Here is a 25,864-nt window from a genome sequence, read left to right as displayed (position 1 = left end):
CGATCCCTTTTTCACACCACCAGCAGCTTGCCCGCCGCCTGCTTACGTTTATAGATAACCGTGGTCAGCACGAGCGGGATCACAATCGCCACCAGCATCGCCAGACCATAAATCGACCAGTACTGGGTTTTCACCGAGAGGATCGCCGGTAAGCCGCCGACGCCAATACCGTTCGCCATCACGCCGGTTAGCCCGCAAATCAGCCCGGCGCAGGCACCGCCGACCATGCCGCAGAGCATCGGGAAGCGATACTTCATATTGATGCCGTACATCGCCGGTTCCGTCACGCCGAGATAAGCCGAGATGGCGGCAGGCACTGAGATCTCCCGTTCATTAACCTTCTTGCTCACGAGGATAATGCCGACGACTGCGGAACCCTGTGCAATGTTGGAGAGGGCGATAATCGGCCAGACCGGCGTGCCGCCGAGGTTCTGGATCAGCTGCAGGTCGACCGCCAGCGTAGTCTGGTGCACACCGGTGATCACCAGCGGCGCATAGAGGAAGCCAAACAGCGCGGAGCCAATCGGCGCAAACGGCCCGGTCATCAGATGGCTGACGCCCCAGGCGATGCCGTTACCGACCACACGGCCGAACGGCCCGATGATGGTATGCGCGAGGAACACCGCAATCAGCAGCGAGAGCACCGGCACCACCACCAGCGTCAGGTAATCCGGCACGATGCGTTTAAGCTTCAGCTCAATCCACGCCAGCGTCAGGCCAGCCAGAATCGACGGAATAACCTGCGACTGGTAGCCCACTTTATCGATGGAGAACCAGCCAAAGTTCCACACTCCCGGCGTCTGCTGCCCGAGCAGATAGGCGTTCATCAGCTGCGGAGAGACCAGCGTAATCCCCAGCACGATGCCGAGGATCGGCGTGCCGCCCATCTTCTTCACCACCGACCAGCAGATACCGACCGGAATGTAGAAGAAGATCGCCTCGCCAATCAGCCATAAGAAGTCGTAGATGCTTTTCCACACCGGCGACGCTTCGGTGAGCGGCGCGTCGTTGAACAGTGGCAAATCGCCAATCAGGTTGCGGAAACCGAGGATCAGACCGCCGCTGATCAGCGCCGGCAGCAGCGGAAAGAAGATCTCCGCAAAGTGCGAGATGAGACTCTCATGCCACTTCATATTCTGCCGCGCCACGCGCTTGGCGCTCTCTTTGTCGGTGCCGCTCACCTGCGTATGTTGCAACAGCAGTTGATACCAGTCGCCGACATCGGTGCCAATCACCACCTGAAACTGCCCGGCGTTGGTAAAGCAGCCCTTCACCATCGGCAGTTTTTCAATCTCGGCGGGTTTGGCTTTTTTCGGATCGTTAAGCACAAAACGTAAACGGGTAATACAGTGACTGACGGTAGCAACGTTCTCTTTGCCGCCGACCAATTCAATAAGTTTATCAATATCCTGGGGGTTACTTTTTATCGCCATCTTTTCTCTTCCAGCAGGTTTTGATGAGTGAGCTGTTGTTATTACAGCTTTTCGTAAAAACTCTTACTCTGAACCGAGCGATAGAGACCATAGCGGCAACCTATACATCCTCCTAGTTGGAACGTTCCAATTTTAGCAGGCGATCACAAAATAAACGGTGCAGCGCAGCGGCACAGAGAGGTGCCTTAGGGGATTCATTAATGCTAGTATCGCCGGGTCCGATCTTCAGGAGGCCCGTGCGGGAATGAGTGATAAAAAGCTAACGTTAAACGACATCGCCAAACTGTGCGGCGTCGGAAAGTCCACGGTCTCGCTGGTAATTAACAACAGCGATAAAGTGAAGAAAGCGACCCGTGAACGCGTTGAAGCGATTATCAAAGAGCAGGGTTACACGCCATCGAAAACCGCCCAGGCGCTGCGCTCGCAGCGGGAAAAGATCATCGGTGTGATCGTCACACGTCTTGATTCCGCCTCGGAAAATCAGGCCATTCGCGCCATCCTTCCACAGATATACCAGCATGAGTACGATGCGATTTTAATGGAGAGCCTGCTCGATCCCACCCTGCTTGCCGCGCACCTTAACGTGCTGGCGCAGCGCAATGTCGAAGGGGTGATTCTGTTCGGTTTTTCCGGCGTCGATAAGAGCCTGGTAAAAGGGTGGAAAGATAAGCTGGTGCTCATCTCCAGCGCCCTGCCGGAGGTGGCGTCGGTAGTCTACGATAACGTCGGCGCGGTCAATGTGCTGATGGAGAAGATGCGCGACGCGGGCCATCGCAGCGTCTCCTATATCGGTGTCACCACTAACGATCCGACCACCGGGAATATCCGTTACCAAACCTACCTTGAGCGATGTGCAGCGTTTGGCATGACGCCGCACGCGGCGCTCGGCGATCTGAGCTATCAGAGCGGTTACGACCTGGCGAAAGGGTTGCTTACCGCCGAGAGCGGCGCGCTGATTTGCGCCTCTGACACCATCGCCATGGGCGCGATTAAATACATTCAGCAGCAGGGGTGGAAGATTAAAGTCGGCAGCATTGGCAGCACGCCGCTGATGACCTTCCTGCAACCCGATGTGCTGAGCGTCAAAATGGGCTATCAGCAGGCGGGGCTGAAAGCCTCGCAGCTGCTGCTGGAGATGCTGCACGGAACGCGTACGCAAGAGCATATTGTTATCCCCTGCACCTTCCAGTAACGCCCAACGGAAAATGACGCCTTCGTCAGACGAAAGCGTCACTCGCCTGGCCTTAACGGTAGACCAGCCCGCCATCAATCAGGATCGCCTGACCGGTTACGTAGTCGGAATCCGGCCCGGCGAGGTAGGCCACCAGCCCGGCCACATCTTCCGGCGTCTCCGCGCGGCCCAGCGCAATACCCTCAACATATTTCTTGTAGGTTTCACCCAGCGGCGCGCCGGTGATATCGGAGAAACGGCGGTCAATCTCCTCCCACATGCCGGTGCCGACAATGCCCGGGCAGTAAGCGTTAACGGTGATGCCGCGGCTGGCATACTCTTTTGCCGCCGTCTGGGTTAAGGCGCGAACGGCGAATTTGGTCGCCGAGTAGACGCCCAGCAGCGCGAAGCCATCATGTCCGGCAATCGAGCAGGCGTTAATGATCTTCCCCTTCTGCTGACGGTCGATAAATTTCTTCGCCGCCGCCTGGATGCCCCACAATGTCCCCTGTACGTTGATGCGCATAATGCGATCCACCTCTTCCGGGGTGACATCGGCAAGCGGCTGCACCTGCGCGATACCGGCGTTATTGACGATAATGTCAAAGCCGCCCAGCGCCTCTTCCGCGTGATCGATCGCCGCATAAACCTGGTCGCGCTGCGAAATATCAGCAACAAAAGTCGCCACTTTACGACCCAGCGCCTGCACCTCTTTCGCCACGGCTTCAAGGTTGGCGGCGTTCATATCCACCAGCATCAGCGACGCCCCCTCTTTCGCAAGGCGAAGCGCAATCCCACGTCCAATTCCCTGGCCTGCGCCGGTTACCAGCGCCACTTTATTATCAATTGTCATGCTTTCTCTCTTATGGTTTGAGTTACAACTGCGCCGCAACAGGCTGTCGCGGCAAACTTCACTACCTATTCATTGGTGCAGCGCGCGCCTGTCGGCGGCGAGGATCGCTTCATGCATCGCTTCAGAAAGGGTTGGATGGGCAAAGATCACCTCGTGCAGGCTCTCCTCCGTTGCCTCCAGCGTATGGGCAATGCCAAACCCCTGAATCTGCTCCGTCACGTCGCTGCCCACCATATGCGCACCCAGCAGCTCGCCGCTCTGCGCATCAAACAGGGTTTTGACAAAGCCCTGCGGTTCGCCAAGCGCCAGCGCTTTACCGTTGGCCTGATAGGGGAAAACGCCGACGCGGATTTCCCGCCCGCTGGCACGCGCGCGCGCTTCGGTTAAACCGAGGCTGGCCACCTGCGGCCGGGTGTAGGTGCAGCGGGGAATAAAATCAGGGCTGACGGGTGCCGCGACGGGCAGCCCGGCGAGCGCCTCGATGCAGCGCACGCCCTCATAGCTCGCTTTGTGCGCAAGGCACGGTGCGCCCGCGACATCGCCGATGGCGTAGAGGCCGAAGACGTTGGTGCGACCGCGATCGTCGACCTGAATAAAGCCGCGCGCCATCTCAACGCCGAGCGCCTCAAGACCAAGGTTTTCAATATTCGGCTGAATACCGGCGGCGCAGAGCACACGATCGACCTCCAGCGTCTGCTCGCCGTCGGCAGTTTTCAGCAGGCAACTGACGCGATCGCCATTGACCGTCGCCGAGCGGATCTGCGCCCCGGTGAAGATCTGCATTCCGCGCTTCGCAAACTGCTGCTGCACCTGTGCCGAGACATCACGATCCTCCAGCGGCAGGATCTGATCCGCCAGCTCCACCAGCGTCACGTCACAGCCGAGATCGTTATAGAGACTGGCGAACTCCGCGCCGATGGCACCGGAGCCGATCACCAGCAGCGAGCGCGGCAGCGCGGCGGGGTTGAGCGCCTCGAAGTAGGTCCAGATATGGCTTTTATCCGGTTCAATACCCGCTAGCGCGCGCGGACGCGCCCCGGTCGCCAGAATGATGTGATCGGCGCGGAACTCCTGCTCGCCGCCGTCAATACCGCGCACCGCCACCCGCCCCTTCTCCAGCAGGCGGCCTTCGCCGTTGATCACCGTGACGTTGTGCTTTTTCAGCAGGAAGGCGACGCCGTCGGTCAGCCGCTGCGACACCGAGCGGCTGTACTCCACCAGACGGCGGATCTCAAAAGCGATCTCGCCGACGCTAAACCCCAGTTGATCGGCATGGCGCATGGCATGCCCGACCTCAGCGCCGTGCAGCATCGCTTTGGTCGGGATGCAGCCCCAGTTAAGGCAGATGCCGCCAAGGTGTGTCTTCTCCACCAGCGCGGTGCGCAAGCCTAACTGCCCGGCGCGGATGGCGGCGACGTAGCCGCCCGGCCCGCCGCCGATAATCAGCACATCAAAGCTGTTATTCACCGCGCGCCTCCTCAACCAGCATCAAAGAAGGCGTTTCGATAGCGCGTTGCAGATGCTGCATAAAGGTCGCGCCGACCGCGCCATCAATCACCCGGTGATCGCACGACAGCGAGAGCGTCAGCCGCTCGCGCGCCACGATCTGCCCTTCATGCACCACCGCACGGGATTCCGCCGCCCCCACCGCCAGAATCGCGCACTGGGGCGGGTTGATAATGGCGTCGAACTGGCGGATGCCGAACATGCCGAGATTGGAGATGCAGAAGGTGCCGCCCTGAAAATCCTCGGCTTTCAGCGTGCCCGCTTTGGTGCGCGTCACCAGCTCATGCAGTTGCCGGGAGATGGCACCGACTGTTTTACGGTTCGCTTCGCGCAAAATTGGCGTATAGAGCCCACCGGGCAGCGCCACAGCGATGGCAATATCGGCGGTGTGAAAACGGCGAATGGTCTGCGATGCCTCGTCATACTGCACGTTCATCTCCGGCACGCTCATCAGCGCCTGGGCGCAGGCTTTCACCAGCAGATCGTTGAGCGTCACTTTGAGCGACGGCAGCGCGCTGTTCACTTCCCGGCGCAGCGCCTGAATACGCGTCAGATCGACCTCGCTGACGAGGCGAAAGTGGGGCGCGTTGCGTTTGGACTCCTGCAAACGGCTGGCGATAGTGCGCCGCATCGCCGAGAGCGGCTGGCTGTCGTAGGTCGCGCGCTCCTCAACCGCTTCTGCTGTTCGTGCAACGCTCTTCTCACCGCTGCCGCGCAGCGCGGCTAACGCTTCCACATCGACGCGGCTGACGCGCCCGGCGGATCCTGAGCGGCGGCAGTCATGAAGGTTAATCCCCAGCTGGCTTGCCAGACGGCGCGCGATGGGTGTTGCCGGGATCTGGCTATCATCCTGGGTGGTGTGGCGCGGCTTTGCTTTTACCGCCGCGCGCGGCTGCAACTCGGCGCTGCTGCCGCCTGCGGTAATGGCTGCCTGCAGATCGCCGACGGAGATACGCCCGTCGCGACCAGAGCCGCTCACCTTACTCAGGTCGATGCCCTGCTTTTTCGCCAGACGCAGGGCATGCGATGTGGCATTCACCTGCGTCTCATCAGTTTCACCGCGCAGCGCCGCCGGGATCGCATCCTGCGCGGCGGGTTTTGCCGGTGCAGGGGCTGAAGGTTCAGATGAGGTTGTCGCTGCTGGCGCGGGTGTCGATGGCGCGGTTTCTGCCGCAGGTTGCGGCGCACCGCTGTTAAGGGTGGCGGCAAAAGCGTCGAGTTCGCTGTCGCTTACCTGCTCATCGGCCACCAGCGCCAGCACCGCGCCAACCGGCAGCGTATCGCCCGGCTGAGCCAGCACCCGGCGCAGTACGCCGTCCCACGGCGCTTCCAGCACGTTGGTTATCTTGCTGGTTTCAATTTCACAAATATCCTGCCCCTGGCTGAAGGCGCTCCCCTCTTTAATCAGCCACTGAGCCAGCGTCCCCTCTTCCATCGAGAGCCCCCATTTGGGGATCTCCAGCGTGCGGATTGTGCTCATGGTTACGCCTCCATCAGTTGTCGAACGGCGGCCTCAATGCGATCCACATCAGGGATCCAGAGTTTTTCCAGCGCGGGCGAGAAGGGAACCGGGGTGTGCGGCGGGGTAATTAACACGATCGGCGCTTTCAGGAAGTGGAACGCCTGCGAGGCGATCAGCGCCGCCACATCATGGGCGAAGCCGAAGCGCGCGGCGGACTCATCGACAATCACCACCCGTCCAGTAGAAGCAACGGATTCGAGAATGCCCTCCTCGTCCAGCGGCGACACGGTACGCGGATCGACCACCTCAACGGAGATACCCTCTTTCAGCAGTTTGTCCGCCACCTGGTTGGCTTTATGCACCATCGCCGAGAGGGCAATAATGGTGACATCCTCCCCTTCGCGGGTGTAGTTGGCCTGGCCCAGCGGTACGGTATAGCTCTCGTCCGGCACCTCGCCTTTCATGTCGTAGAGCATCTTGTGTTCGCAGAAGACCACCGGATCGTCGTCGCGAATCGACTGGATCAGCAGCCCTTTGGCGTCATAGGGCGATGAGGGCACTACCACTTTCAGCCCCGGCGTGGTGGCGAAAATGTTGTAGGGGGACTGGGAATGCTGGGCGGCCGCCGAAAAACCAGCACCGATCATGCCGCGCACCACCAGCGGCGCTTTCGCCTTGCCGCCGAACATATAGCGGAATTTCGCCGCCTGGTTGTAGAGCGCATCGTGGCTGACGCCGAAGAAATCCATAAACATCAGCTCCGCCACCGGGCGTAAGCCGGTGACCGCCGCGCCAGCAGCCATGCCGATAATCGCTGATTCAGTGATTGGCGTATCGATCACCCGTTCCGAGCCAAACTGGGTCCACAGCCCTTTAGTAACGCCGAGCACGCCGCCGAAGGCCTCCACTTTCGCCTCTTCCGGCGCGTTGCCGCCGTGGCCGCCGCGCAGATCTTCACCGATCAGCACCACGCTTTCGTCGCGCGCCATCTCTTGCGCCAGCGCGTCGCGGATCGCTTCGCGGTAAGTTTTGATTGTCATGACGGGCTCCTCAGTAAGAGACGTAAACGTCGGTCAGCAGGCTTTCCGCCACCGGGTAGCCGGCGGCGCGGGCTTTGATCACCGCATCGTCGACCTGGGCTTTCACTTCGGCGTCAATCGCCTCCAGCGCCTCGCGCGTGAGCTTTTCTGCCGTTTTGCTGGTGAAGATTTTCAGCGGATCGTGATCGGCGCGCAGGCGCTCAATCTCCCCTTCCCCACGATAAAGCCCCGGATCGCCCTCAAAGTGGCCGTGCCAGCGGAACGCTTTCGCCTCAATCACGCTCGGCCCGCCGCCTTCACGGGCGCGCTTCACGGCTTCAGCCGTCGCTTCATAAACAGCAAAGAAATCGGTGCCATCTACAGTGACGGCAGGCAGGCCAAACCCGGCGGTGCGCCCGGCGATATCGCGGCCGCCAACGGCGTAGTTATGGCCGGTCGCTTCACCGTAACCGTTGTTTTCAAAGACGAAGATGGCGGGCAGTTGCAGCACCACCGCCATGTTGATGGCTTCAAACACCAGCCCCTGGTTGGAGCCGCCGTCACCGGTAAATGAGACGGCAACGCCGCCGTTATTACGGGTTTTCGCGGTCAGCGCCGCGCCAATCACCAGCGGCGGCGCGCCGCCGACAATGGCGTTCGCGCCGAGCATCCCTTTCGAGAGATCGGCAATGTGCATCGAGCCGCCCTTGCCACGGCACAGACCGGCATCTTTGCCGAAAATCTCCGCCATCATCGCGTGGATGTCGCACCCTTTGGCGATGCAGTGGCCGTGCCCGCGGTGGGTGGAACCGATGTAATCCGTCTGCTGTAAGTTCTCGCAGACACCGACGGCGATAGCCTCCTCGCCGGTATACAGGTGGATGAATCCGGGAATGTCACCGCTGGTGTTTTCAGTGTGCAGGCGCTCCTCGAATTCACGTATTTCACGCATTTTGCGATAAGCCTTTAACAGCTGTTGTGTGTTCAGCTCCATAGCTCCGTCCTCAGGTTGTATACCCGCGAGCGCCAGCACGGCGACCGGCAGGGGTTGCGGAAGTGGGGTTACTCTATAAGCGGGTCTTAAGGGGGGATAACCCCCCAATTGGGGGGGAGAGCGGGACTAAAAGAGATAAATGCGATAAGGGTCAAGTTCTGGCAGGTTACAGGCGGGTGTCAGTTACTTACACTTAGCAGCGACTTTTGTGAACAGGGGCAGGCTCGTATGAAATCGTTGACCTCAACAGACTCTCTGCTTGCGGCCAGCTATCGCGAGGAACCTTTCCGCTTCACGCGCCGGCTGCCGCTGATCCTCACCAAATTAACCCCGCCCCGCTCGCCGGGCGTGCTGCTTGAGCGTGACCGCCTGCTGGCCAGGCTGGATGAAGCCGCCGATGGTGCGCTGACGCTTATCTGCGCCGCGGCCGGTTCCGGGAAAACAACGTTGCTGGCGCAGTGGTATCGCCGTCGCCGGGAGCAAGGTGACGCCATCGGCTGGCTGAGCCTTGAAGAGGATGAGAACGATCCGGCGCAGTTTGCGCGCTACCTGGTCACCGCCCTGAAGCCGCTCTACAGCGGCTGGGGCGAGGCGCTCGAACCCTTTTTGCAGGGCGATATGACGCCGGATCTCTCGGTGCTGCTGGCGGAGCTGACCAACCAGCTGCACTGCTGCCCGCACCCGGTGTGGCTGATCCTTGATGATTACCACGCCCTGACCCACCCCGCGCTGCACGAGGGCATAAGCTGGCTTATCAATCACGCGCCCGATTCGCTACACCTGATCATTGGCAGCCGTTTTCGCCCGCCGCTGGCGCTGAGCCGCCTGGCGCTACAGGATGCGCTCAAGGAACTGCACGACGAGGATCTGCGTTTCACTCTCGCCGAAGCGCAGGACTACCTCAGCGACGCCGCGCGTACGGCGATCCCCGTCGCGCAGGATGTTCAGCGGCTGATGCTGGCCACAGAGGGCTGGGTGGCCGGGATCAAGATCGCCGCGCTGGCACCGGACTGGCACCACGATCCGCAGCGCTTTCTGGCGCGTATTCCTTCCGGTTCACGCACCCTGGCGCGCTATCTCGATGAGGTGATCTTTACCCCGCTGCCGGAGGCGGTGGTCGATTTTCTGCTGCAAACCGCGATTCTCAACCGCCTCACCCCGGCGCTGTGCGATGCGCTGACCGGACGCGAGGACGGCGAAGCGATGCTCGGCTGGATCCAGCAGCATAATCTCTTTATCACCGCGCTGGATGAGCACGGCGGCTGGTTTCGCTACCACCACCTGATGCGCGACGCGCTGCTGGCCCGCTTGCAGCAGAGCGAACCGGCGCGCATGCGGCAGCTGCATGAGCGCGCCAGCAACTGGTTTGCCGGGCAGCAACTCTGGGCCGAGGCGGTGCGCCACGCGCTGGCGGCAGGGAAAAGCGGCGCACGGCATGCCGAAGCCAGCGCGCAGTCCCTCGCCGAAGAGGGGGATATCGACACGCTGGTGCGCTGGATGCACTTTCTGCCGCTGACGCCCGATCCGTCGCGCATTGATTTGCAGCTCAATCTCGCCTGGGCGCTGGCGCACCACTTCCGCTTCCAGGCTTCGCGCGAACTCCTCGACGGCATTGATGCGATGACGCATGACGCCGCGCTGACGCACAGTGTGCGGGTCAAGCTGCGGGTGGTGCGGGCGATTTGTGAAGCCTTCGCCGAGAACATTGAACTCAGCGTGGCGCTGGTGGAGCCGCTGCTGGCGGAGATCCCCTGCGGTGATCGCTGGGTGGATGGGCTGGTGTGCAACATTCTCAGCTACTGCCACCTCGTTAATGCCCGGCCGGGGCAGGCGCTGGCGGTGCAGAGCCGGTTGCCAGAACTGAAGGTGGCAAACCGCAATCTGTTTGTTGATGTCTGGCGCGCTTTTGTCATCGCCCAGGCCCATTTACGCCAGGGCAATCTGGCTGATGCAAAACGGGTGGCGGCGCAGACGCTACAGGCCGCCGAGGCGCAAACCGGCAGCAACTCCAGCAGCGGCGCAACGCTGGCACCGATTCTGGCGGAGGTCGCCTGGGAGCGCAACGAGCGGCAGGATATTGACGCGCTGCTGGCGCTGCGCCTTGAGATGATCGAGACCTTTTGCCCGCCGGAGGGGCTGAGCCGCTGCTTTATCGTGCTCTCACGCCAGGCGGCGCTCAACGGCCAGCTTGCGGAGGCGAAACGGCTTCTCACCTATGGCGGCGAGCTGACGCGCCAGCGCCAGTGGCTGCGCGCGCAGGCGGCGCTGCTGGCGGAAACGGTTGAACTGCATCTGCGTGATGAGGCGCTCTCCCCTGCCCTGGAGACGCTGGACACGCTCCGGCAGTTGCACAGTGAAGATGCTGAAAACGGAGCGATCGGCTTTTATCGGCGGGTCAGCGAAAGCCGCATCGCCCTTGCCGAGGGCCATGCCCATCAGGCCGCCGCTGCCTTTGCAGTGCTGGCCGACGAGCAGCAGCAGCGCGGCGAAGCGCGCTCTGCCCTGCGCTTACGTCTGGCGCAGGCCGCCGCCCTCTGGCATGCCGGGGCGTATCAACAGGCGGGTATGGTCTTCACCTCGCCGCTGCAACAGGCGCTTGAGCAAGGTTTACTGCGCAGCCTGCTCGATCTCGGTGCGGTGCTGGTGGGGCTGCTCGACGAGCTGCTTGCCCGCCAGACAACGCCGGAGGCGCTCCGGCAACAGGCTGCAACTCTGCGACAGCAGGCGGTGGAACGGTTTGGTTTACCGCCGAAACGGCACGATGAGGCGGAAGAGACGCGCTATCTCACCGAGCGTGAGCAGCAGACGCTTGAGCTTATCGCCAGCGGTCACTCGAACAAGGAGATTGCCCGCGTGCTGGGGATTTCGGCGGAGACGGTCAAATGGCACTTAAAACAGATGTATGAGAAGTTGCAGGTCAGCAGCCGGATGCAGGCGGTAAACCAGGCGCGGGAGTGGAAGTTACTGAAAGTGGAGTAGTGCGGCGCGCTGCGTAACAGCGGCTGAAATGGGTGGGGGCCCTGCCAGCTACATCCCGGCACACACGTCCTTTGCCCTGGCTGCTTCCTTCCGGACCTGACCTGGTGAACAAAGTAGCATTGCGGGAGAACCAACAGGGCCCCCATTGAGAGCGAAGGTTGATAACCAACGCGCTGGCGCATTATCCCCATCCGGCAGGGCAATTGCAACCCATAGGCTGACGGATGCTGGTTTCTTGCGCAATCGCCCCTTCACAGGGGGTAAATCGCTGTTTATTCTGCCCCCTTCTCTGCTCAGGAGCATGTGATGGATACGCAAGACTCTTTTCCCCGCCGGGTTTGGCAAATCGTCGCCGCCATTCCGGAGGGTTATGTCACTACCTATGGCGAGGTGGCGAAACTGGCCGGTTCGCCGCGCGCAGCACGCCAGGTCGGCGGCGTGTTAAAGCGCTTACCGGAGGGCAGCACGTTGCCGTGGCATCGGGTGGTGAATCGCTATGGGGCTATTTCGCTGAGCGGGCCGGATCTACAAAGGCAGCGTCAGGCACTGCTGGCAGAGGGCGTGGTGGTGTCGGGAAGTGGCGAGATTGATTTGAACAAGTATCGCTGGCGCTATGCGTAGCTCCTCCCCCGCAGGAGAGGAGCAAAACGCACACAGATTAGTACTGGGTCGGCGCCGGAGTGGCGTTAGACGGGGTGACCTGCGTTGGTGAGGTCGACGGTACGGTGTTCGGCGTACCACCGCTCTGCTGCAGCGGAACCGCGGTCTGCTGGACCGGAACCAGTGTCAGGTCGACTTTGGTGCCGCCCTGGTTGATAACCGGCTTAACCGAGTCGGTGATAAACACCATCTTGTTGTCGACGGTGATCGCTGCACTCAGCAGGATACGCGCGTTCGGCTGGATGTCGGCCGGGTTAAACGGCAGGACATAGCTGTATGGCGGCTGTTTACCATCGGTGCGCACTGCTTTCTGCGCCAGCACTTTCGACGGCGCGTTGGCCTGGGTGGCATCAGAAACGGTAACGGTTAACACCGCATCCGGCGGCAGCGCCACTTTCTGACGGATCCAGACCGTACCGGTCACGCTTGGCTGAGCAATCGCCGCTTTATTCGTGGCGGACGGCGCATTGGGATTAGGTGCCGGCGTTGGAATATCGCCGCCTTTTTGGGCGCACGCCGATAACGCGACTGCGACTGCTAAACCACTTAACATGGGCACGAGTTTCATTGATCTCTCCTTATCTTCAATGCACCTGCAGGCGCAGCGCCTGCCAGATGTGTGTGGCTAAACCTTCGTAACCTGAACAAGTGTGGCACATATACCCGATATATTCCTGTAAACACCTATTCATTCAGATTATTGCACCCATCGGACCACTCCATTTTCCAGGTTATACTCAGGCAATATATGCTACGTCAGCCGCTATTTATTTGAGGAATTGTATGAGTCAGGCGCTATCTAATCTGCTGGCATTATTGAATCTGGAAAAAATTGAAGAGGGGCTGTTCCGTGGGCAGAGCGAAGATTTAGGTCTGCGCCAGGTCTTTGGCGGCCAGGTGGTTGGGCAGGCGCTCTATGCGGCGAAAGAGACCGTTCCGGCAGACCGCCTGGTGCACTCTTTCCACAGCTACTTTTTGCGCCCCGGCGATAGCCAAAAACCGATTGTTTATGACGTGGAAGTGCTGCGCGACGGCAACAGCTTCAGCGCTCGCCGCGTGGCAGCGGTGCAGAACGGCAAACCGATTTTCTATATGACCGCCTCCTTCCAGGCACCGGAGCCGGGCTATGAGCATCAAAAAACGATGCCCGCCGCGCCCGCGCCGGACTCGCTCAAATCGGAAACGGAGATCGCCCGCGATCTCTCGCACCTGCTGCCGCCCGGCGTGAAAGAGAAGTTTCTCAGCGACAAGCCGCTGGAGATCCGCCCGGTCGAGTTCCATAACCCGCTGAAGGGCCATGTGGCCGATCCGGTGCGTCAGGTGTGGATCCGCGCCAACGGCGTGCTGGATGAAGATTTCCGCATCCACCAATATCTGCTTGGCTACGCCTCGGACTTTAACTTCCTGCCGGTGGCGCTGCAGCCGCACGGTGTTGGCTTCCTGGAGCGCGGCATGCAGGTGGCGACTATCGACCACTCAATGTGGTTCCACCGCCCGTTCAATATGAATGACTGGCTGCTCTACAGCGTGGAGAGCACCTCCGCCTCCAGCGCCCGCGGCTTTGTGCGCGGCGAATTCTATACCCAGGATGGCGTGCTGGTGGCCTCCAGCGTGCAGGAAGGGGTAATGCGTAACCGCAACTAAGCCGGTTGTGTTACCGCCAAAAGAAAAGCCTCCGTACGCGGAGGCTTTTTTATGCTCAGGAGATACTCAACTTATCAGGCGTTGTAGGCGTTTTCGCCGTGGCTGTTGACGTCCAGCCCTTCGCGCTCTTGCTCTTCCGGTACGCGCAGGCCAACCGTCATATCCGCCAGTTTGTAGCCGATAAAGGCGACTACCGCAGACCAGACAATGGTGATGCCCACGCTCTCCAGCTGCACCAGCACCTGATGGCCCATGGTGACGCCGGAGGCGAAGCCTACGCCGCCGAGGGAGGTGGAGGCGAAGATGCCCGTCAGGATACAGCCGATAATGCCGCACACGCCGTGAACGCCGAAGACATCGCACGGATCATCGACGCGCAGCATACGTTTCAGCGCCGTCACGCCCCACAGACCCGCCAGACCGCACACCAGACCGACAATCAGCGCGCCGCCGACACCGACATAACCACACGCCGGGGTGATACCCACCAGGCCAGCAATCGCACCGGAGCAGGCACCGAGCAGCGAAGGCTTACCGCGCATTGCCCACTCGCCAAACACCCAGGAGAGGATCGCGGCGGCAGTGGCGACCACGGTGTTCACAAAGGCCAGCGCGGCGATTTCGTTGGCGCTGCTCGCCGAACCGGCGTTGAAGCCAAACCAGCCAACATAGAGGATCGCAGTACCGATAAAGACCATCGGCAGGTTGTGCGGTTTAAACGCCTCTTTGCCAAAGCCGACGCGTTTGCCAATTAAGTACGCACCCACCAGGCCTGCAATCGCGGCGTTAATGTGCACCACCGTACCGCCGGCAAAGTCGAGCGCGCCGTGGGTTACCAGCAGACCGCCACCCCATACCATGTGCGCAATCGGCACATAGGAGAGCGTCATCCACACCACCACAAAGATCAGCACCGCAGAGAAGCGAATACGCTCGGCGAGCGCGCCGACGATAAGCCCCACGGTGATGCAGGCGAAGGAGCCCTGGAAGGCGACATGGATGTATTGATAGATGCTGCCCATTACATCAGTGAGGGCGATATTTTTCAGCATCACCCAGTTGAAGCTGCCGAAGAAGCTGTTGCCTTCGCTGAAGGCGAGCGAGTAGCCGTAGACCACCCAGAGAATGCAGACCAGCGCGAAGGTAACCGCCACCTGGGTCAGCATTGAGAGCACGTTTTTGCCACGGATCAGGCCGCCGTAAAAGAGCGCGATGCCCGGAATGGACATAAACAGCACCAGCGCGGTGCAAATCATCATAAAACCGTTATCAGCTTTATCCGCAACGGCCGGCGCGGCAAGCGCCAGGCCCGGCAGCAAAGCCAGCGAGGCAAGGGTAGCTTTTACTGTTTTCATTCTCATTTTTCCGATCCCTATCACTGTGTGTCAGCTATTACAGCGCCGCTTCGTCGGCTTCGCCGGTACGAATACGGATCACGCGTTCGAGTTCGGCAACGAAAATTTTGCCGTCGCCAATTTTTCCGGTGTAGGCCGCTTTACTGATGATATCGATCACCTCATCAAGCTGATCGTCGGCGATCGCCACGTCGATTTTTACTTTTGGCAGGAAGTTGACGCTGTATTCCGCACCGCGGTAAAGCTCGGCATGCCCCTTCTGACGGCCAAAACCTTTTACTTCCGTCACGGTCAGCCCCTGAATACCAATCGAAGAGAGCGCTTCACGCACATCTTCAAGTTTGAATGGCTTAATCACCACGGTTACCAGCTTCATAGATTCCCCTCACTCGACATTCGCAAATGGACGCAGCCAACATGAGGGAGGTATTGCAAGGGGTGTGCCAGAAATGTGAAGGCGCGCGTTTTCGCGCAATAAAGAGACAAAGCCAGAAGCGGTGATGGGCGGCGCAAGCGCACTGATGATGCAGAAGCGGCGGGAAAAAGAAAAACGCACCATGACAGTGCATGGTGCGTTACATTTTTGCACCACCAGGCGCAGGTGCGCGCAGGGTGCTTAATTTTGGTGCATCAGGCGCTGAGCGACTCTTCCCGCGTGCTGGCCGCCAGCTCTTCACCCGCTAACTGCAGCTGGTACATCTGGTAGTAGCGCCCTTTCGCCGCCAGCAGCTGCTGATGGGTACCGCGCTCAACCGCCTGTCCGCGGTGCAGCACCAGGATGGTTTCCGCTTCGACAATGGTTGATAAGCGGTGGGCAATCACCACCAGCGTGGTCTTCTCGCGGATCGCCGCCAGCGCCTGCTGGATCGCCTGCTCGGTGCCGGAGTCAATATTCGCCGTCGCTTCATCCAGGATCAGGATCTGCGGGGCATCAACCAGCACGCGCGCCAGCGCCAGCAGCTGTTTCTGCCCGACGGAGAGATTATTCCCCTGCTCGCCAAGGCGGGTGTAGATGCCTTCACTCAGGGTGCGCGCCAGGTCGGCAAGCTGGACGATCTCAAGCGCTTTCCAGACGCGCTCTTCGCTGATATCCCGCCCAAGCGTGACGTTGGCGAAGAAGCTGTCGGCCAGCACCACCGGATCCTGCTGCACCATCGCGACGCCTTTGCGCAGCGCGCTGTGGCCTAGCGTGGCAAGCGGGCGACCGTCGAGGCGGATCTCCCCTTTGGTTAACGGGTAGTAGCCCATCAGCAGGCTGGCGAGGGTACTTTTACCGCTGCCGGTATGGCCGACCAGCGCGACAAAGCTGCGCGGCTCAACATGCAGGGAGATATCCTGCAACACCAGTTGATCTTCGCGGTAGGCGAAGGAGAGGTTTTCAATGTCGATCGCCCCGCTGTGTAGCGGCGTCTCGTCATCGCCGTAGTTCTGGCGCGGTCGATCCATCAGTTCGAAGACGCGCTCACCGGCGACCACCGCCTGTTGCAGCATCGACTGCTGGGTCGTCAGCTCAATCAGCGGCTCGTTAAGGCGGCCAAGGTAGCTGATAAAGGCGTAAAGCACCCCAACCTCCACCGTGCCGACGGTTGAGAAGCCAAACAGCATCAGCAGGCCGCAGAGCACCAGCGCCGAAAAGAGGCTCAGCAGTGGGCGCAGCAGGAAGCCATCGAGGCGCAGGGTTTGCATCCGAGCGAAGTAGTGCGAGCGGCTCGCTTCGCTCATGCGCTCGCCGAAGCGCGCCTGCTGGCGGAACTGCTGGATCACGCTCATGCCGTTGATGATTTCGTTAAAGCCGTCGTTGATATCGGCAAGGTAGGCGCGCATGCGCCGCACAATCGGCGTGCTGAAACGCTGATAGATCAGCATCACGATAATCACCGCCGGGAAGATGCCCATCGCTACCAGCGCCATACGCCAGTCGAGGCTGAACATCGCCACCAGCATCGCACCAATCAGCGCCGCGCTGCGCAACACGGTGGCGACCACCGTTACGTAGAGATCGCGGATCACTTCGGTGTCATTGGTCACGCGCGAGATAATCTGCCCTACCGGCTGGGTGTCGAAGGCGCTGAGCGGCTGGCGCAGCGCGGCATCCATTACATCGGTACGCAGCTGTTGCACCACGCCGACCGCCGCCTGGTTAAAGAGCAGCGCCTGGGCGTAGTGCAGCCCCGCCGCCAGCAGTTGCAGGCCAACATAAGCCGCCGCCAGCCCGGCGATTAGCGCAAGCGGCAGGTAGCTCTTCGCCACCATATTATCGATAAAGTAGCTGATCAGCGCTGGGCCGGAGACTTCGGCAATTGCCGCCACCCACAGCATCAGCACTGCTTTACTGAGCGGCTTGCGCCACGGTTTACCGTAGACCAGCAGACGTTTCAGCGTTGGCCACTGACGAGAGAAGTTACGCATCCCCGGCCTCCTGCGGATGGTCGTCCAGCGCCGCTTCCAGCTGCTGATACCGGTACATGTCGCGATACCAGCCTGGCTGGCGCGCGAGCTGCTCATGTTGGCCGCGCTGGGCGATATGGCCATGTTGCATAACGATAATCTCACTGGCTTCCGTCAGCGCCGACAGGCGATGCGCGCTGATAATTACGGTGCGCCCTTCGCCCCACTGGCGCAGGTTGTGCAAAATCTGGTGTTCGGTGCGCCCATCCACCGCGGAGAGGGCGTCATCAAGAATAAGGATTTCGGCATTCAGCAGCAGCGCACGAGCGATGGAGATACGCTGTTTCTGCCCGCCGGAGAGCATCACGCCGCGCTCGCCCACTTCGGTGTCGTAGCCCTGCGGAAGCCGCAGAATGTCGTCATGGACGCTGGCAAGCTTCGCCACATGCTCAATCTCCTCCTGCGTTGCACCGGGCCTGCCAAGGGCAATGTTATGGCCGATGGTGTCGGAGAAGAGAAACGGCGTCTGGTTGACGACAGCAAGGCGGCTGCGCCAGCTATCCAGCTTCAGCTGCGTCAGCGGCATATCGTGGAAGCGAATATCGCCCGCGTCGACATCAAAATGGCGCTGAATCAACGCCAGCAGCGTACTTTTCCCCGCGCCGGTCGGGCCGCAGATGCCGAGCATCTGGCCCGGCTCAAGGGTCGCGCTGACGTTGGTCAGCGCCGCGCTGTCGGTTTGCGGATAGTGAAACGCTTTGATGGAGAGCGTTAAGGTGCCGCGCTCGGCGGGCACGGTTTCCGTGCCGTCGTTCACCACCGGCGCTTCCGCCAGCATATCGCGGATGCGGCTATAGGCCGCGCTGCCGCGCTCGACGATGTTAAACATCCACGCCAGCGCCAGCATTGGCCAGATCATCAGCCCAAGATACATGGCAAAACTGGTCAGCTCGCCGAGGGTCAGCGAACCATGCACCACCATCCAGCTGCCGCCGCCAATCGCCAGCATGTTTGCCATGCCGATAGCGATATAGATAGTTGGATCAAAGCGCGCATCGACACGCGCCACGCGCATGTTTTTCGCGCCGGTATCCGCCGCTTCGCTGCCAAAGAGCGCCGACTGGCGATCTTCCAGGCCGAAGGCTTTGATCATGCGGATGCTGGTCATGCTCTCCTGGGTGCGATCGTTTAACGCGGAGAAGGCCGCCTGCGCGGCTTTAAAGCGGCTGTGCAGCTGATCGCCGTAGCGCTTGATCACCAGCGCCATAATCGGCATCGGCAATAACGACAGCAGGGTTAGCTGCCAGCTGATTTGGGTTGCCATCACGATCAGCACTACGCAGCCCATCACCAGCGAGTCGACCAGCGTTAACACCCCTTCCCCGGCGGCGAACACTACGCGATCCACATCATTGGTGGCGCGCGCCATTAAATCGCCGGTGCGGTGGCGCAGATAAAATTCCGGGTGCTGGCGGCTGAGCTGGCGGTAGAAATCCTCGCGCAGTTCGACGGCGAGCTGATAGGAGGCTCCGAAGAGCCAGACGCGCCAGACATAGCGCAGCAGATAGGTGACGACGGCAATCGCCACCAGCGCTGCTACCCACATCCACACCTGCTGATGGGTAAACTGCTTCTGGGTGACGCCATCCACCACAATCCCCACCACTTTTGGCGGGATCAGCTGCAAGATAGCAATAATGATAAGTAAGGCGACGGCGCCGAGGTAGCGCTGCCACTCCCGACGAAAATACCAGCCTAACTGAGCAAATAATCGCACGCGGTTACATCCTGAACGTGAATTGCCGACGGTCGGTTAACCGCCGGAAGGGTTATTCAATGGGCAAAGCCGTGGTGTATTTTATCTGTTCCATGGCGAAGCTGGAGGTGACATCCGAAAGCCCCGGCACGCTGTTGACCAGCTTCTTATAGAAGTCATCGTAGCGTTTCATATCCGCCACCTGGACGCGCAGCAGGTAATCGTACTCGCCAGCCATACGCCAAAAGCCTAGCACTTCCGGGAGCTGTGTCACTTCGCTAACGAAGCGGTTATACCAGTCGCTGCTGTGATGCTGGGTTTTGATCAGCACAAATGCCGTCAGCCCCAGCCCGAGCTTTTCCGCATCCAGCACCGCCACGCGGCGCAGTAAGATACCGTCATCTTCCAGTTTTTTCAGCCGTTTCCAGCATGGAGTGGTGGTCAGATTAACGGCATCAGCCAGCGCCTGCAAAGAGAGCGAACAATCCTGCTGCAACAGTGCGAGCAGCTTACGGTCAATTTTATCTAACATCCCCTACTCCGCTAGAAAATTTTTCTCCAAATAGTCTATCGCAAAGGCGAAATGGCAACCTTTTTTTCTTCAGCTTTCGCTAGACTGGGCACAAAATGACAAACGGAACAGCATCATGAACAACAGCTGGGTCAAATACGCGATTAATGAAATCAATGCCGACGCGCAGCGCTCTGCGGATACCCACCTTATCCGCCTGACGCTGACGGGTTTTCCGGGTATCAACCTCTATTTAAAAGATGAAAGCACGCATCCCACCGGCAGCCTGAAGCACCGCCTTGCACGCTCGCTGTTTCTCTACGGCTTGTGCAATGGCTGGATCAAGGAAGGCACCACGATTATTGAAGCCTCGTCCGGTTCGACCGCCATCTCAGAGGCGTGGTTTGCGCGCCTGCTCGGGCTGCCCTTTATCGCCGTGATGCCTTACTGCACGGCGAAACGCAAAGTGGAGCAGATCGAGTTTTACGGCGGCCGCTGCCACTTTGTTGATAGCGCCTGCGAGATCTACGCCGAATCCGAGCGGCTGGCGAAAGAGCTGAACGGTCACTATATGGATCAGTTCACCTTCGCCGAGCGCGCAACGGACTGGCGCGGCAATAACAACATTGCCGACAGCATTTTCCGCCAGATGAAAAATGAGCCGCATCCGGTGCCGGAAGCGATTGTGATGAGCGCCGGAACGGGTGGCACCTCGGCAACCATTGGCCGCTATATTCGCTGCCAGGGTTATGACACGCGCCTGGTGGTGGTTGACCCGGAAAACTCCGTCTTCTTTGATTACTGGCAGCAGCGCGACAGCACGCTGCGCAGCCCGATCGGCAGCAAAATCGAAGGCATTGGCCGCCCGCGCGTTGAGCCGTCGTTTATTGCCGATGTGGTCGATGAGATGCTGCGCGTGCCGGATACCGCCAGCGTCGCCACCGCCCAGTGGCTGGAGACACAGCTTGGCCGCAAAGTGGGTGCCTCTACCGGCACCAATATGTGGGGCGCGCTACAACTTGCGGCGCAGATGCGCGACGAAGGGCGCACTGGCTCGATCGTTACCCTGCTGTGCGACAGCGGCGAGCGCTATCTTGAAACCTACTACAACCCGCAATGGGTGGCGGCGAACCTCGGCGATATCGAACCGTGGAAAGCGCAGATCGCCCTGCTTACCTCAGCGCAATAGCGACGGGCAAAAAAAAGCCGGGTTTTATTAATAAAACCCGGCTTGCTGGCAATATCTTTTCATTCGGGGGAATAAGGAAGATGTGGAGTGTCCAGCCAGTGTGTCAAAAAGTGCGACACCGCCTGATTACGGCAGTGCCCGATAACCGGTAAATGCGGCAGCGCCGCGCGCAGTTGCGGCATGGCGTTGCCCATGATCATGCCGTAGCCGACGCTCTCTAACATCTCTCTGTCATTCATCGCATCGCCAAACGCCATACACTCTTGCAGCGTCAATCCTAACGAGGCGCTGAGTACTTCCAGCGCGGCGCCTTTGTTGCAGCCGACCGGCAGAACCTCAAGACAGTCCATCGCCGCAAAGCAGATATGCGCCTGCGCGCCAATCTGCTCATCAAGCTGCTGTTGCAAGCGGCAGAGATCGTCGTGATCGCCGACAAAACTGATCTTGGCAACGTCACAGGCGGGCAGGCGTTTAAGATCGGTGATCTGATAGCTAAAGTCGCTGAAGAGATGCGCCTGCAGCGCCTCCGGCATGGGTTTATCGGTGAGCCAGCCGGAATCATTAAACACATGCAGCGAAGCATCGGTCTCCCAACGACCATGCAGCACGCGCTCGACCACCTGCGGGGAGAGATCCTGGCGATGGAGTAGCTCGCCCTCTATGGAGTGGATGCGCGTGCCGTTGCCGGTGATGAGAAAAGCATCCAGCCCGATATGCTGCACAACGCGCTGCATCTCCAGCGCGTGCCGACCGGTGGCGAAGGCCAGCGTAATTTCCCGTTCATGTAAACGTCGTAGCGCCGCCAGCGTTTGATCGCCCAAACGATGGTCGGGCATAAGCAGGGTGCCGTCCATATCAAAAGCGGCCAGACGCGCCATGATCTACTCTCCAGTTCTGATGCCGTTAGGTTGTGTTTCAGTATTGCGTGAGATATACGGAAGTAATAGTGAATAGATAGAAATTATTGTTCCGGGTTATGAGATTACTTAACCGCCTTAACCAATTTCAGCGCCTCTGGTCACCCTCTGCCGGTGAGGATCAGGCGGTGAGCATTAGCGAGCTGGCTCTGCGCTGCTACTGCAGCGAACGCCATATGCGCACCCTGCTGCGCCAGATGCAGGCCGCCGGTTGGTTAACGTGGCAGGCGCAGTCCGGGCGCGGTAAACGCGGCGCGCTGCATTTCTGCGTCACGCCGGAGCGGCTGCGGCGCGAGATGCTGGAGCAGGCACTGACGGCCGGGCAGCAGCACAATGCGCTGGCGCTCGCTGAACTTGATCCTGCGGATCTGCGCGCGCTGCTCAACCCCTATCTCGGCGGGCTGTGGCAGAACGAGACGCCGACGCTGCGCATTCCTTACTACCGCCCGCTGGAGCCGCTGGCACCAGGCTTTCTCGCTGGCCGCGCGGAGCAGCACCTTGCCGGACAGATCTTTAGCGGGCTGACACGCTTTATCAGCCGCAGCGCGTTGCCGCAGAGCGACCTGGCGCACCACTGGGAGAGCAGCGAGGATGGCCTGTGCTGGCGTTTTCACCTTCACGCTACCCTGCACTGGCACAATGGCGATACGGTCACCGCCACGCAGTTGCATCAGCAGCTTGTCGCCCTGCTTGAGTTGCCGGCGCTACGGACGCTTTTCGCCAGCGTTGAGCGCATTACGCTCACCCATCCGTGGTGCATTACCTTTCAGTTGCATCGTCCCGATTACTGGCTGGCGCACCGGCTGGCGAGCTACGGCAGCCGCCTCGCGCACCCCGCTCATCCGCAGATTGGCACCGGGCCGTTTCGCCTTGTCGCCTTCAGCGATGAACTGGTGCGCCTTGAGAGCCACGACCACTACCATCTAGGCCACCCGCTGCTGAAAGCGGTTGAGTACTGGATTGCGCCGCAGCTTTTTGATGAGGATTTAGGCACCAGCTGCCGCCATCCGGTGCAGATTGCCATCGGCGAGCCGGAGGAGTTGCGCCACTTGCAACCGGTGAGTAACAGCATCAGCCTCGGTTTTTGCTATCTCGCCCTGCGCCCCGGCGCGCGGCTAAGCCCGGCGCAGGCGCGCCGTCTGGTGCAGATTATTCATCACACCTCGCTTTTACAGACGCTGCCGCTGGATGAGGGGCTGATTACCCCGAGCCGGGAGTTACTGCCCGGCTGGCATATTCCCGGCTGGCCTGAAGAAAACGTCGCCTTGCCGGCGAAACTAACGCTTATCTACCACCTGCCGGTGGAGTTGCACACCATGGCGCAGCAGCTGAAAGCCTCTCTGGGCATGCTCGGCTGCGAGCTGACGGTGATTTTTCACGACGGTAAACGCTGGGAAGGGTGTCGCGAACTGGCGGCGGCAGATCTGGTGATGGGGGACAGGCTGATTGGCGAAGCGCCGGAGTACACCCTTGAGCAGTGGCTGCGCTGCGATCCGCTGTGGCCGAACCTGCTCGGCAGTGCGCAGTTCGCGCATCTGCAGACAACGCTGGATGCGGTGCAGCGCCAGGCCGACGAGCGGGCGCGTATTGCGGCGTTAAAAGCGCTCTTTGACAGGTTGATGGACGAGGCGCTGCTGACGCCGCTCTTTAATTACCACTACCGCATTAGCGCGCCGCCGGGCGTTGAGGGGATCGAGGTCAATCGCCGCGGCTGGTTTGAGTTTACCGAGGCGTGGCTTCCGGCCCCGTCGCCGTGAAGAAGCTGGTCGCTGCCTGACTCACGCGCTACCATACCTTTTTTGTGTAAATGTCAGGAATAATTATGAAACGTGCCGTTGTCGTCTTCAGTGGCGGACAAGACTCCACGACCTGCCTGGTGCAGGCGTTACAGCAGTATGATGAAGTCCATTGCGTGACGTTTGATTATGGGCAGCGCCATCGCGCTGAGATCGACGTCGCACGCGAACTGGCGCAAAAGCTGGGCGCACGGGCGCATAAAGTGCTGGATGTGACGCTGCTTAACGAACTGGCCGTGAGCAGCCTGACGCGCGACAGCATTCCGGTGCCGGATTATGAAGAGAGCGCGGACGGTATTCCGAACACCTTTGTTCCCGGGCGCAATATTCTCTTTCTGACGCTGGCGGCGGTATACGCTTACCAGGTGCAGGCAGAAGCGGTGATCACTGGCGTGTGTGAGACCGATTTTTCCGGCTACCCGGACTGCCGCGACGAATTTGTGAAGGCGCTTAACCACGCGGTTAGCCTCGGTCTGGCGAAGGATATCCGTTTTGAAACACCGCTAATGTGGATCGATAAAGCCCAAACCTGGGCGCTGGCGGATTACTGGGGCGCGCTCGATATGGTGCGCAGCGAAACCCTGACCTGCTACAACGGCATCAAAGGGGATGGTTGCGGCCACTGCGCGGCGTGTCATTTGCGCGCCAACGGGTTGCAGCAGTACCTTGCCGATAAAGCCTCAGTATTGAGCTCAATGAAAGCAAAAACCGGATTGAAATAAGCCCGGCCAATAAACCCGCACCAATCCAGTAGGCCGGATAAGCGGTACGCGTCATCCGGCATTATCTCCGCGGTACATTTGCCGGATGGCGGCTTCGCCTTATCCGGCCTACAAAAGCGAGCCCACAGCGAAACCGTCTTTGCTTTTATCTGCAATATGAAAGCGAGGGTGTTGTGTCCCCGCTGAAATCGGCGAACCGAAGCGGGAATGACAAGGTCTGGACGCCATGGATGGCGGACAGAGGCGAACCGAGACATGGACGAGTTCCAGAATGGAACGAGTAAGTCGAGTCGAGCCGGCCGCCGTCAGGCTCGCGGGAGGTGAGCGCAGTGCGAAGCACCGATTTCCTCGCGGGGCCGCGGGGATTGACAAGGGGAGCGCGGCCGCTCCCCTTGTCCCGTTCACCGCACCAGTGAGAAAAATATTCCGCCGCACGCATGGTGAACGGAACAATACCACCAAAGCCATATGCCAGGCCGTTTGCCGGATGGCGCGTTCCGCTTATCCGGCCTACAGAGTTTCTTAATCCCGCTCCCCAATCATTATCTCCAGCTTCTCCCGCAACTCCCCCTCCAGCGCCAGCGCTTTCTGGGTTTTCAGATCGATGCAGACAAAAGTCACCAGCGCATCGGCAACCACCTGCCCTTCCGGCTCTAATGTCACCACCTGGCTTAACACGCCGCTTTTGCCGTTAATCTGCTGGACATGGCTGGTGACCGTAAGCAGGTCGCCGAGCACCGCCGGACGGCGATAATTGATATTGATGTTAACCACCACAAAAGCGATGTTGTGGGCGGTCATCCATTGAAAACTCTCGTGATGCTCCAGCCCATCCCAGCGCGCTTCCTCAAGAAATTCGAGATAGCGGGCGTTGTTTACATGCTGGTAGACATCAAGGTGGAATCCACGAACTTTTATTTGGGTCTGCATAGCGCGTTAACCTTTACTGTTTATAGTTATAGAGACAGAGGCCATACTGGTATGACCTCCTAATTCTGGCAAAAATTAGCGACTACGCAAGCAGCTTACAGTTTCAGGTTTACCAGATTGCGCTCCACCAGCTTGCCGCCCATGCCCGGCACCTGTTTTAAATCCTCAACGCTCTTAAACGGCCCATACTCTTCGCGATAGCTGACGATCGCCTGCGCCTTCTTAAGGCCAACGCCCTTCAGCGCCTTTGATAACTCTTCCGCCGTCGCGCTGTTGATGCTGACTTTAACGCCCTCTTCTTCTTCCTGCGCGGGCTTTGCCGCCTCCTGCCCTTTGGTGTGAGAAGCCGGTGCCGCGGCGTGTGCCGCCGGTGGTTTTGCACCGCTTGCGGGCGCGGCAAGCGTGGCAGAACTGAATGCCGCACACGTAAACGCCAGGGGCAGTAAAAGGGATTTGACTCCATGTTTCATGCTGTTATCTCCGTTGTGTTAACTCGCAGCGGAGCATAACCAGGGCAGAAAATGTCTACAAAGGGCAAACAGCAGAAATGGAAAAGGCCGCGAAAGCGGCCTTTGTGTA

At 59.9% G+C, this 25,864-nt stretch carries 22 protein-coding genes and 1 other RNA gene; 7 read left to right on the top strand and 16 right to left on the bottom strand.

Annotation, left to right across the window (positions count from 1 at the left end):
- Positions 1-11: 11 nt before the first annotated feature.
- Complete coding sequence (gene treB / locus SOM48_RS15985) at positions 12-1,433, bottom strand: PTS trehalose transporter subunit IIBC (protein ID WP_320512307.1); 1,422 nt, start codon at positions 1,431-1,433, stop codon at positions 12-14.
- 244 nt (positions 1,434-1,677) lie between these two features.
- Here treB and treR point away from each other — a divergent pair, with 244 nt between their 5' ends.
- Positions 1,678-2,625, top strand: a complete 948-nt coding sequence (gene treR, locus SOM48_RS15980) for a trehalose operon repressor TreR (protein ID WP_315081186.1) — start codon at positions 1,678-1,680, stop codon at positions 2,623-2,625.
- 52 nt (positions 2,626-2,677) lie between these two features.
- On the opposite strand, the gene SOM48_RS15975 is transcribed toward treR, so the two are convergent.
- From SOM48_RS15975 to SOM48_RS15955, 5 genes are all read right to left on the bottom strand, one after another.
- Complete coding sequence (locus SOM48_RS15975; RefSeq protein ID WP_042717102.1) at positions 2,678-3,457, bottom strand: acetoin reductase; 780 nt, start codon at positions 3,455-3,457, stop codon at positions 2,678-2,680.
- A 69-nt stretch (positions 3,458-3,526) separates the two neighbouring features.
- Positions 3,527-4,924: a dihydrolipoyl dehydrogenase gene (gene lpdA, locus SOM48_RS15970; RefSeq protein ID WP_320512306.1), complete on the bottom strand. Its 1,398-nt coding sequence runs from the start codon at positions 4,922-4,924 to the stop codon at positions 3,527-3,529.
- Positions 4,917-6,443, bottom strand: a complete 1,527-nt coding sequence (locus tag SOM48_RS15965) for a 2-oxo acid dehydrogenase subunit E2 (RefSeq protein ID WP_320512305.1) — start codon at positions 6,441-6,443, stop codon at positions 4,917-4,919. Before SOM48_RS15965 ends, lpdA begins: the two co-directional genes overlap by 8 nt.
- A gap of 2 nt (positions 6,444-6,445) precedes the next feature.
- Positions 6,446-7,465 (bottom strand): alpha-ketoacid dehydrogenase subunit beta, encoded by a 1,020-nt coding sequence (locus SOM48_RS15960; protein ID WP_023478297.1) that lies wholly within the window; start codon positions 7,463-7,465, stop codon positions 6,446-6,448.
- Positions 7,466-7,475: 10 nt separating this feature from the next.
- The gene (locus SOM48_RS15955; RefSeq protein WP_320512304.1) at positions 7,476-8,438 is read right to left on the bottom strand and encodes a thiamine pyrophosphate-dependent dehydrogenase E1 component subunit alpha; all 963 of its coding nucleotides are present in this window, start codon (positions 8,436-8,438) and stop codon (positions 7,476-7,478) included.
- A 228-nt stretch (positions 8,439-8,666) separates the two neighbouring features.
- On the opposite strand from SOM48_RS15955, the gene SOM48_RS15950 reads away from it, so the two are divergent.
- A complete protein-coding gene (locus SOM48_RS15950; protein ID WP_320512303.1) occupies positions 8,667-11,417 on the top strand; it encodes a winged helix-turn-helix domain-containing protein in 2,751 nt (916 codons plus the stop codon).
- 39 nt (positions 11,418-11,456) lie between these two features.
- Here the strand turns inward: SOM48_RS15950 and ffs are convergent.
- An RNA gene (gene ffs, locus SOM48_RS15945) (signal recognition particle sRNA small type) lies at positions 11,457-11,553 on the bottom strand.
- 170 nt (positions 11,554-11,723) lie between these two features.
- Here ffs and SOM48_RS15940 point away from each other — a divergent pair.
- Positions 11,724-12,038, top strand: coding sequence for an MGMT family protein (locus SOM48_RS15940; RefSeq protein ID WP_312479875.1), 315 nt, complete (start codon positions 11,724-11,726; stop codon positions 12,036-12,038).
- Positions 12,039-12,075: 37 nt separating this feature from the next.
- On the opposite strand, the gene SOM48_RS15935 is transcribed toward SOM48_RS15940, so the two are convergent.
- On the bottom strand, positions 12,076-12,645 hold the full coding sequence (locus SOM48_RS15935; RefSeq protein WP_023478266.1) for a YbaY family lipoprotein: 570 nt from the start codon (positions 12,643-12,645) through the stop codon (positions 12,076-12,078).
- A gap of 215 nt (positions 12,646-12,860) precedes the next feature.
- Between SOM48_RS15935 and tesB the strand changes: the two genes are divergently transcribed.
- Complete coding sequence (gene tesB / locus SOM48_RS15930; protein WP_023478293.1) at positions 12,861-13,721, top strand: acyl-CoA thioesterase II; 861 nt, start codon at positions 12,861-12,863, stop codon at positions 13,719-13,721.
- Between the two features lie 74 nt (positions 13,722-13,795).
- On the opposite strand, the gene amtB is transcribed toward tesB, so the two are convergent.
- The 5 genes from amtB to SOM48_RS15905 form a co-directional block, all read right to left on the bottom strand.
- Positions 13,796-15,082, bottom strand: coding sequence for an ammonium transporter AmtB (gene amtB / locus SOM48_RS15925; protein ID WP_320512302.1), 1,287 nt, complete (start codon positions 15,080-15,082; stop codon positions 13,796-13,798).
- 31 nt (positions 15,083-15,113) lie between these two features.
- Positions 15,114-15,452: a P-II family nitrogen regulator gene (glnK, locus tag SOM48_RS15920; RefSeq protein WP_023478250.1), complete on the bottom strand. Its 339-nt coding sequence runs from the start codon at positions 15,450-15,452 to the stop codon at positions 15,114-15,116.
- 254 nt (positions 15,453-15,706) lie between these two features.
- Entirely contained in the window at positions 15,707-17,485 is a 1,779-nt protein-coding gene (locus SOM48_RS15915; protein WP_054804468.1) for a SmdB family multidrug efflux ABC transporter permease/ATP-binding protein, read from the bottom strand.
- A complete protein-coding gene (locus SOM48_RS15910) occupies positions 17,478-19,241 on the bottom strand; it encodes a SmdA family multidrug ABC transporter permease/ATP-binding protein (RefSeq protein WP_313162655.1) in 1,764 nt (587 codons plus the stop codon). The genes SOM48_RS15915 and SOM48_RS15910 overlap by 8 nt, the downstream gene beginning before the upstream one ends.
- A 52-nt stretch (positions 19,242-19,293) precedes the next feature.
- Positions 19,294-19,752, bottom strand: coding sequence for an Lrp/AsnC family transcriptional regulator (locus SOM48_RS15905; RefSeq protein WP_023478271.1), 459 nt, complete (start codon positions 19,750-19,752; stop codon positions 19,294-19,296).
- 115 nt (positions 19,753-19,867) lie between these two features.
- Between SOM48_RS15905 and SOM48_RS15900 the strand changes: the two genes are divergently transcribed.
- Positions 19,868-20,920: a PLP-dependent cysteine synthase family protein gene (locus SOM48_RS15900; protein ID WP_320512301.1), complete on the top strand. Its 1,053-nt coding sequence runs from the start codon at positions 19,868-19,870 to the stop codon at positions 20,918-20,920.
- 59 nt (positions 20,921-20,979) lie between these two features.
- On the opposite strand, the gene cof is transcribed toward SOM48_RS15900, so the two are convergent.
- Positions 20,980-21,798: an HMP-PP phosphatase gene (gene cof / locus SOM48_RS15895; RefSeq protein WP_054804470.1), complete on the bottom strand. Its 819-nt coding sequence runs from the start codon at positions 21,796-21,798 to the stop codon at positions 20,980-20,982.
- A gap of 98 nt (positions 21,799-21,896) precedes the next feature.
- On the opposite strand from cof, the gene SOM48_RS15890 reads away from it, so the two are divergent.
- Positions 21,897-23,594, top strand: coding sequence for an SgrR family transcriptional regulator (locus tag SOM48_RS15890; protein WP_312479878.1), 1,698 nt, complete (start codon positions 21,897-21,899; stop codon positions 23,592-23,594).
- 65 nt (positions 23,595-23,659) lie between these two features.
- Positions 23,660-24,355 carry a 7-cyano-7-deazaguanine synthase QueC gene (queC, locus tag SOM48_RS15885; protein ID WP_312479879.1) on the top strand — a complete coding sequence of 232 codons (696 nt, stop codon included), beginning with the start codon at positions 23,660-23,662 and terminating at the stop codon, positions 24,353-24,355.
- A gap of 522 nt (positions 24,356-24,877) precedes the next feature.
- Here queC and SOM48_RS15880 read toward each other — a convergent pair.
- Together SOM48_RS15880 and SOM48_RS15875 are read right to left on the bottom strand one after the other, a co-directional pair.
- Positions 24,878-25,285 carry a YbgC/FadM family acyl-CoA thioesterase gene (locus tag SOM48_RS15880; RefSeq protein WP_128483507.1) on the bottom strand — a complete coding sequence of 136 codons (408 nt, stop codon included), beginning with the start codon at positions 25,283-25,285 and terminating at the stop codon, positions 24,878-24,880.
- 95 nt (positions 25,286-25,380) lie between these two features.
- Complete coding sequence (locus SOM48_RS15875) at positions 25,381-25,755, bottom strand: ComEA family DNA-binding protein (protein WP_288882584.1); 375 nt, start codon at positions 25,753-25,755, stop codon at positions 25,381-25,383.
- Positions 25,756-25,864: the final 109 nt, after the last annotated feature.

This window comes from Kosakonia sp. CFBP8986, from assembly GCF_034044935.1.
In the GTDB taxonomy this organism is placed as follows: domain Bacteria; phylum Pseudomonadota; class Gammaproteobacteria; order Enterobacterales; family Enterobacteriaceae; genus Kosakonia; species Kosakonia cowanii.
The sequence above is the reverse complement of the archived record's forward strand: the minus strand, read 5'-3'. Positions and strand labels throughout refer to the sequence as shown.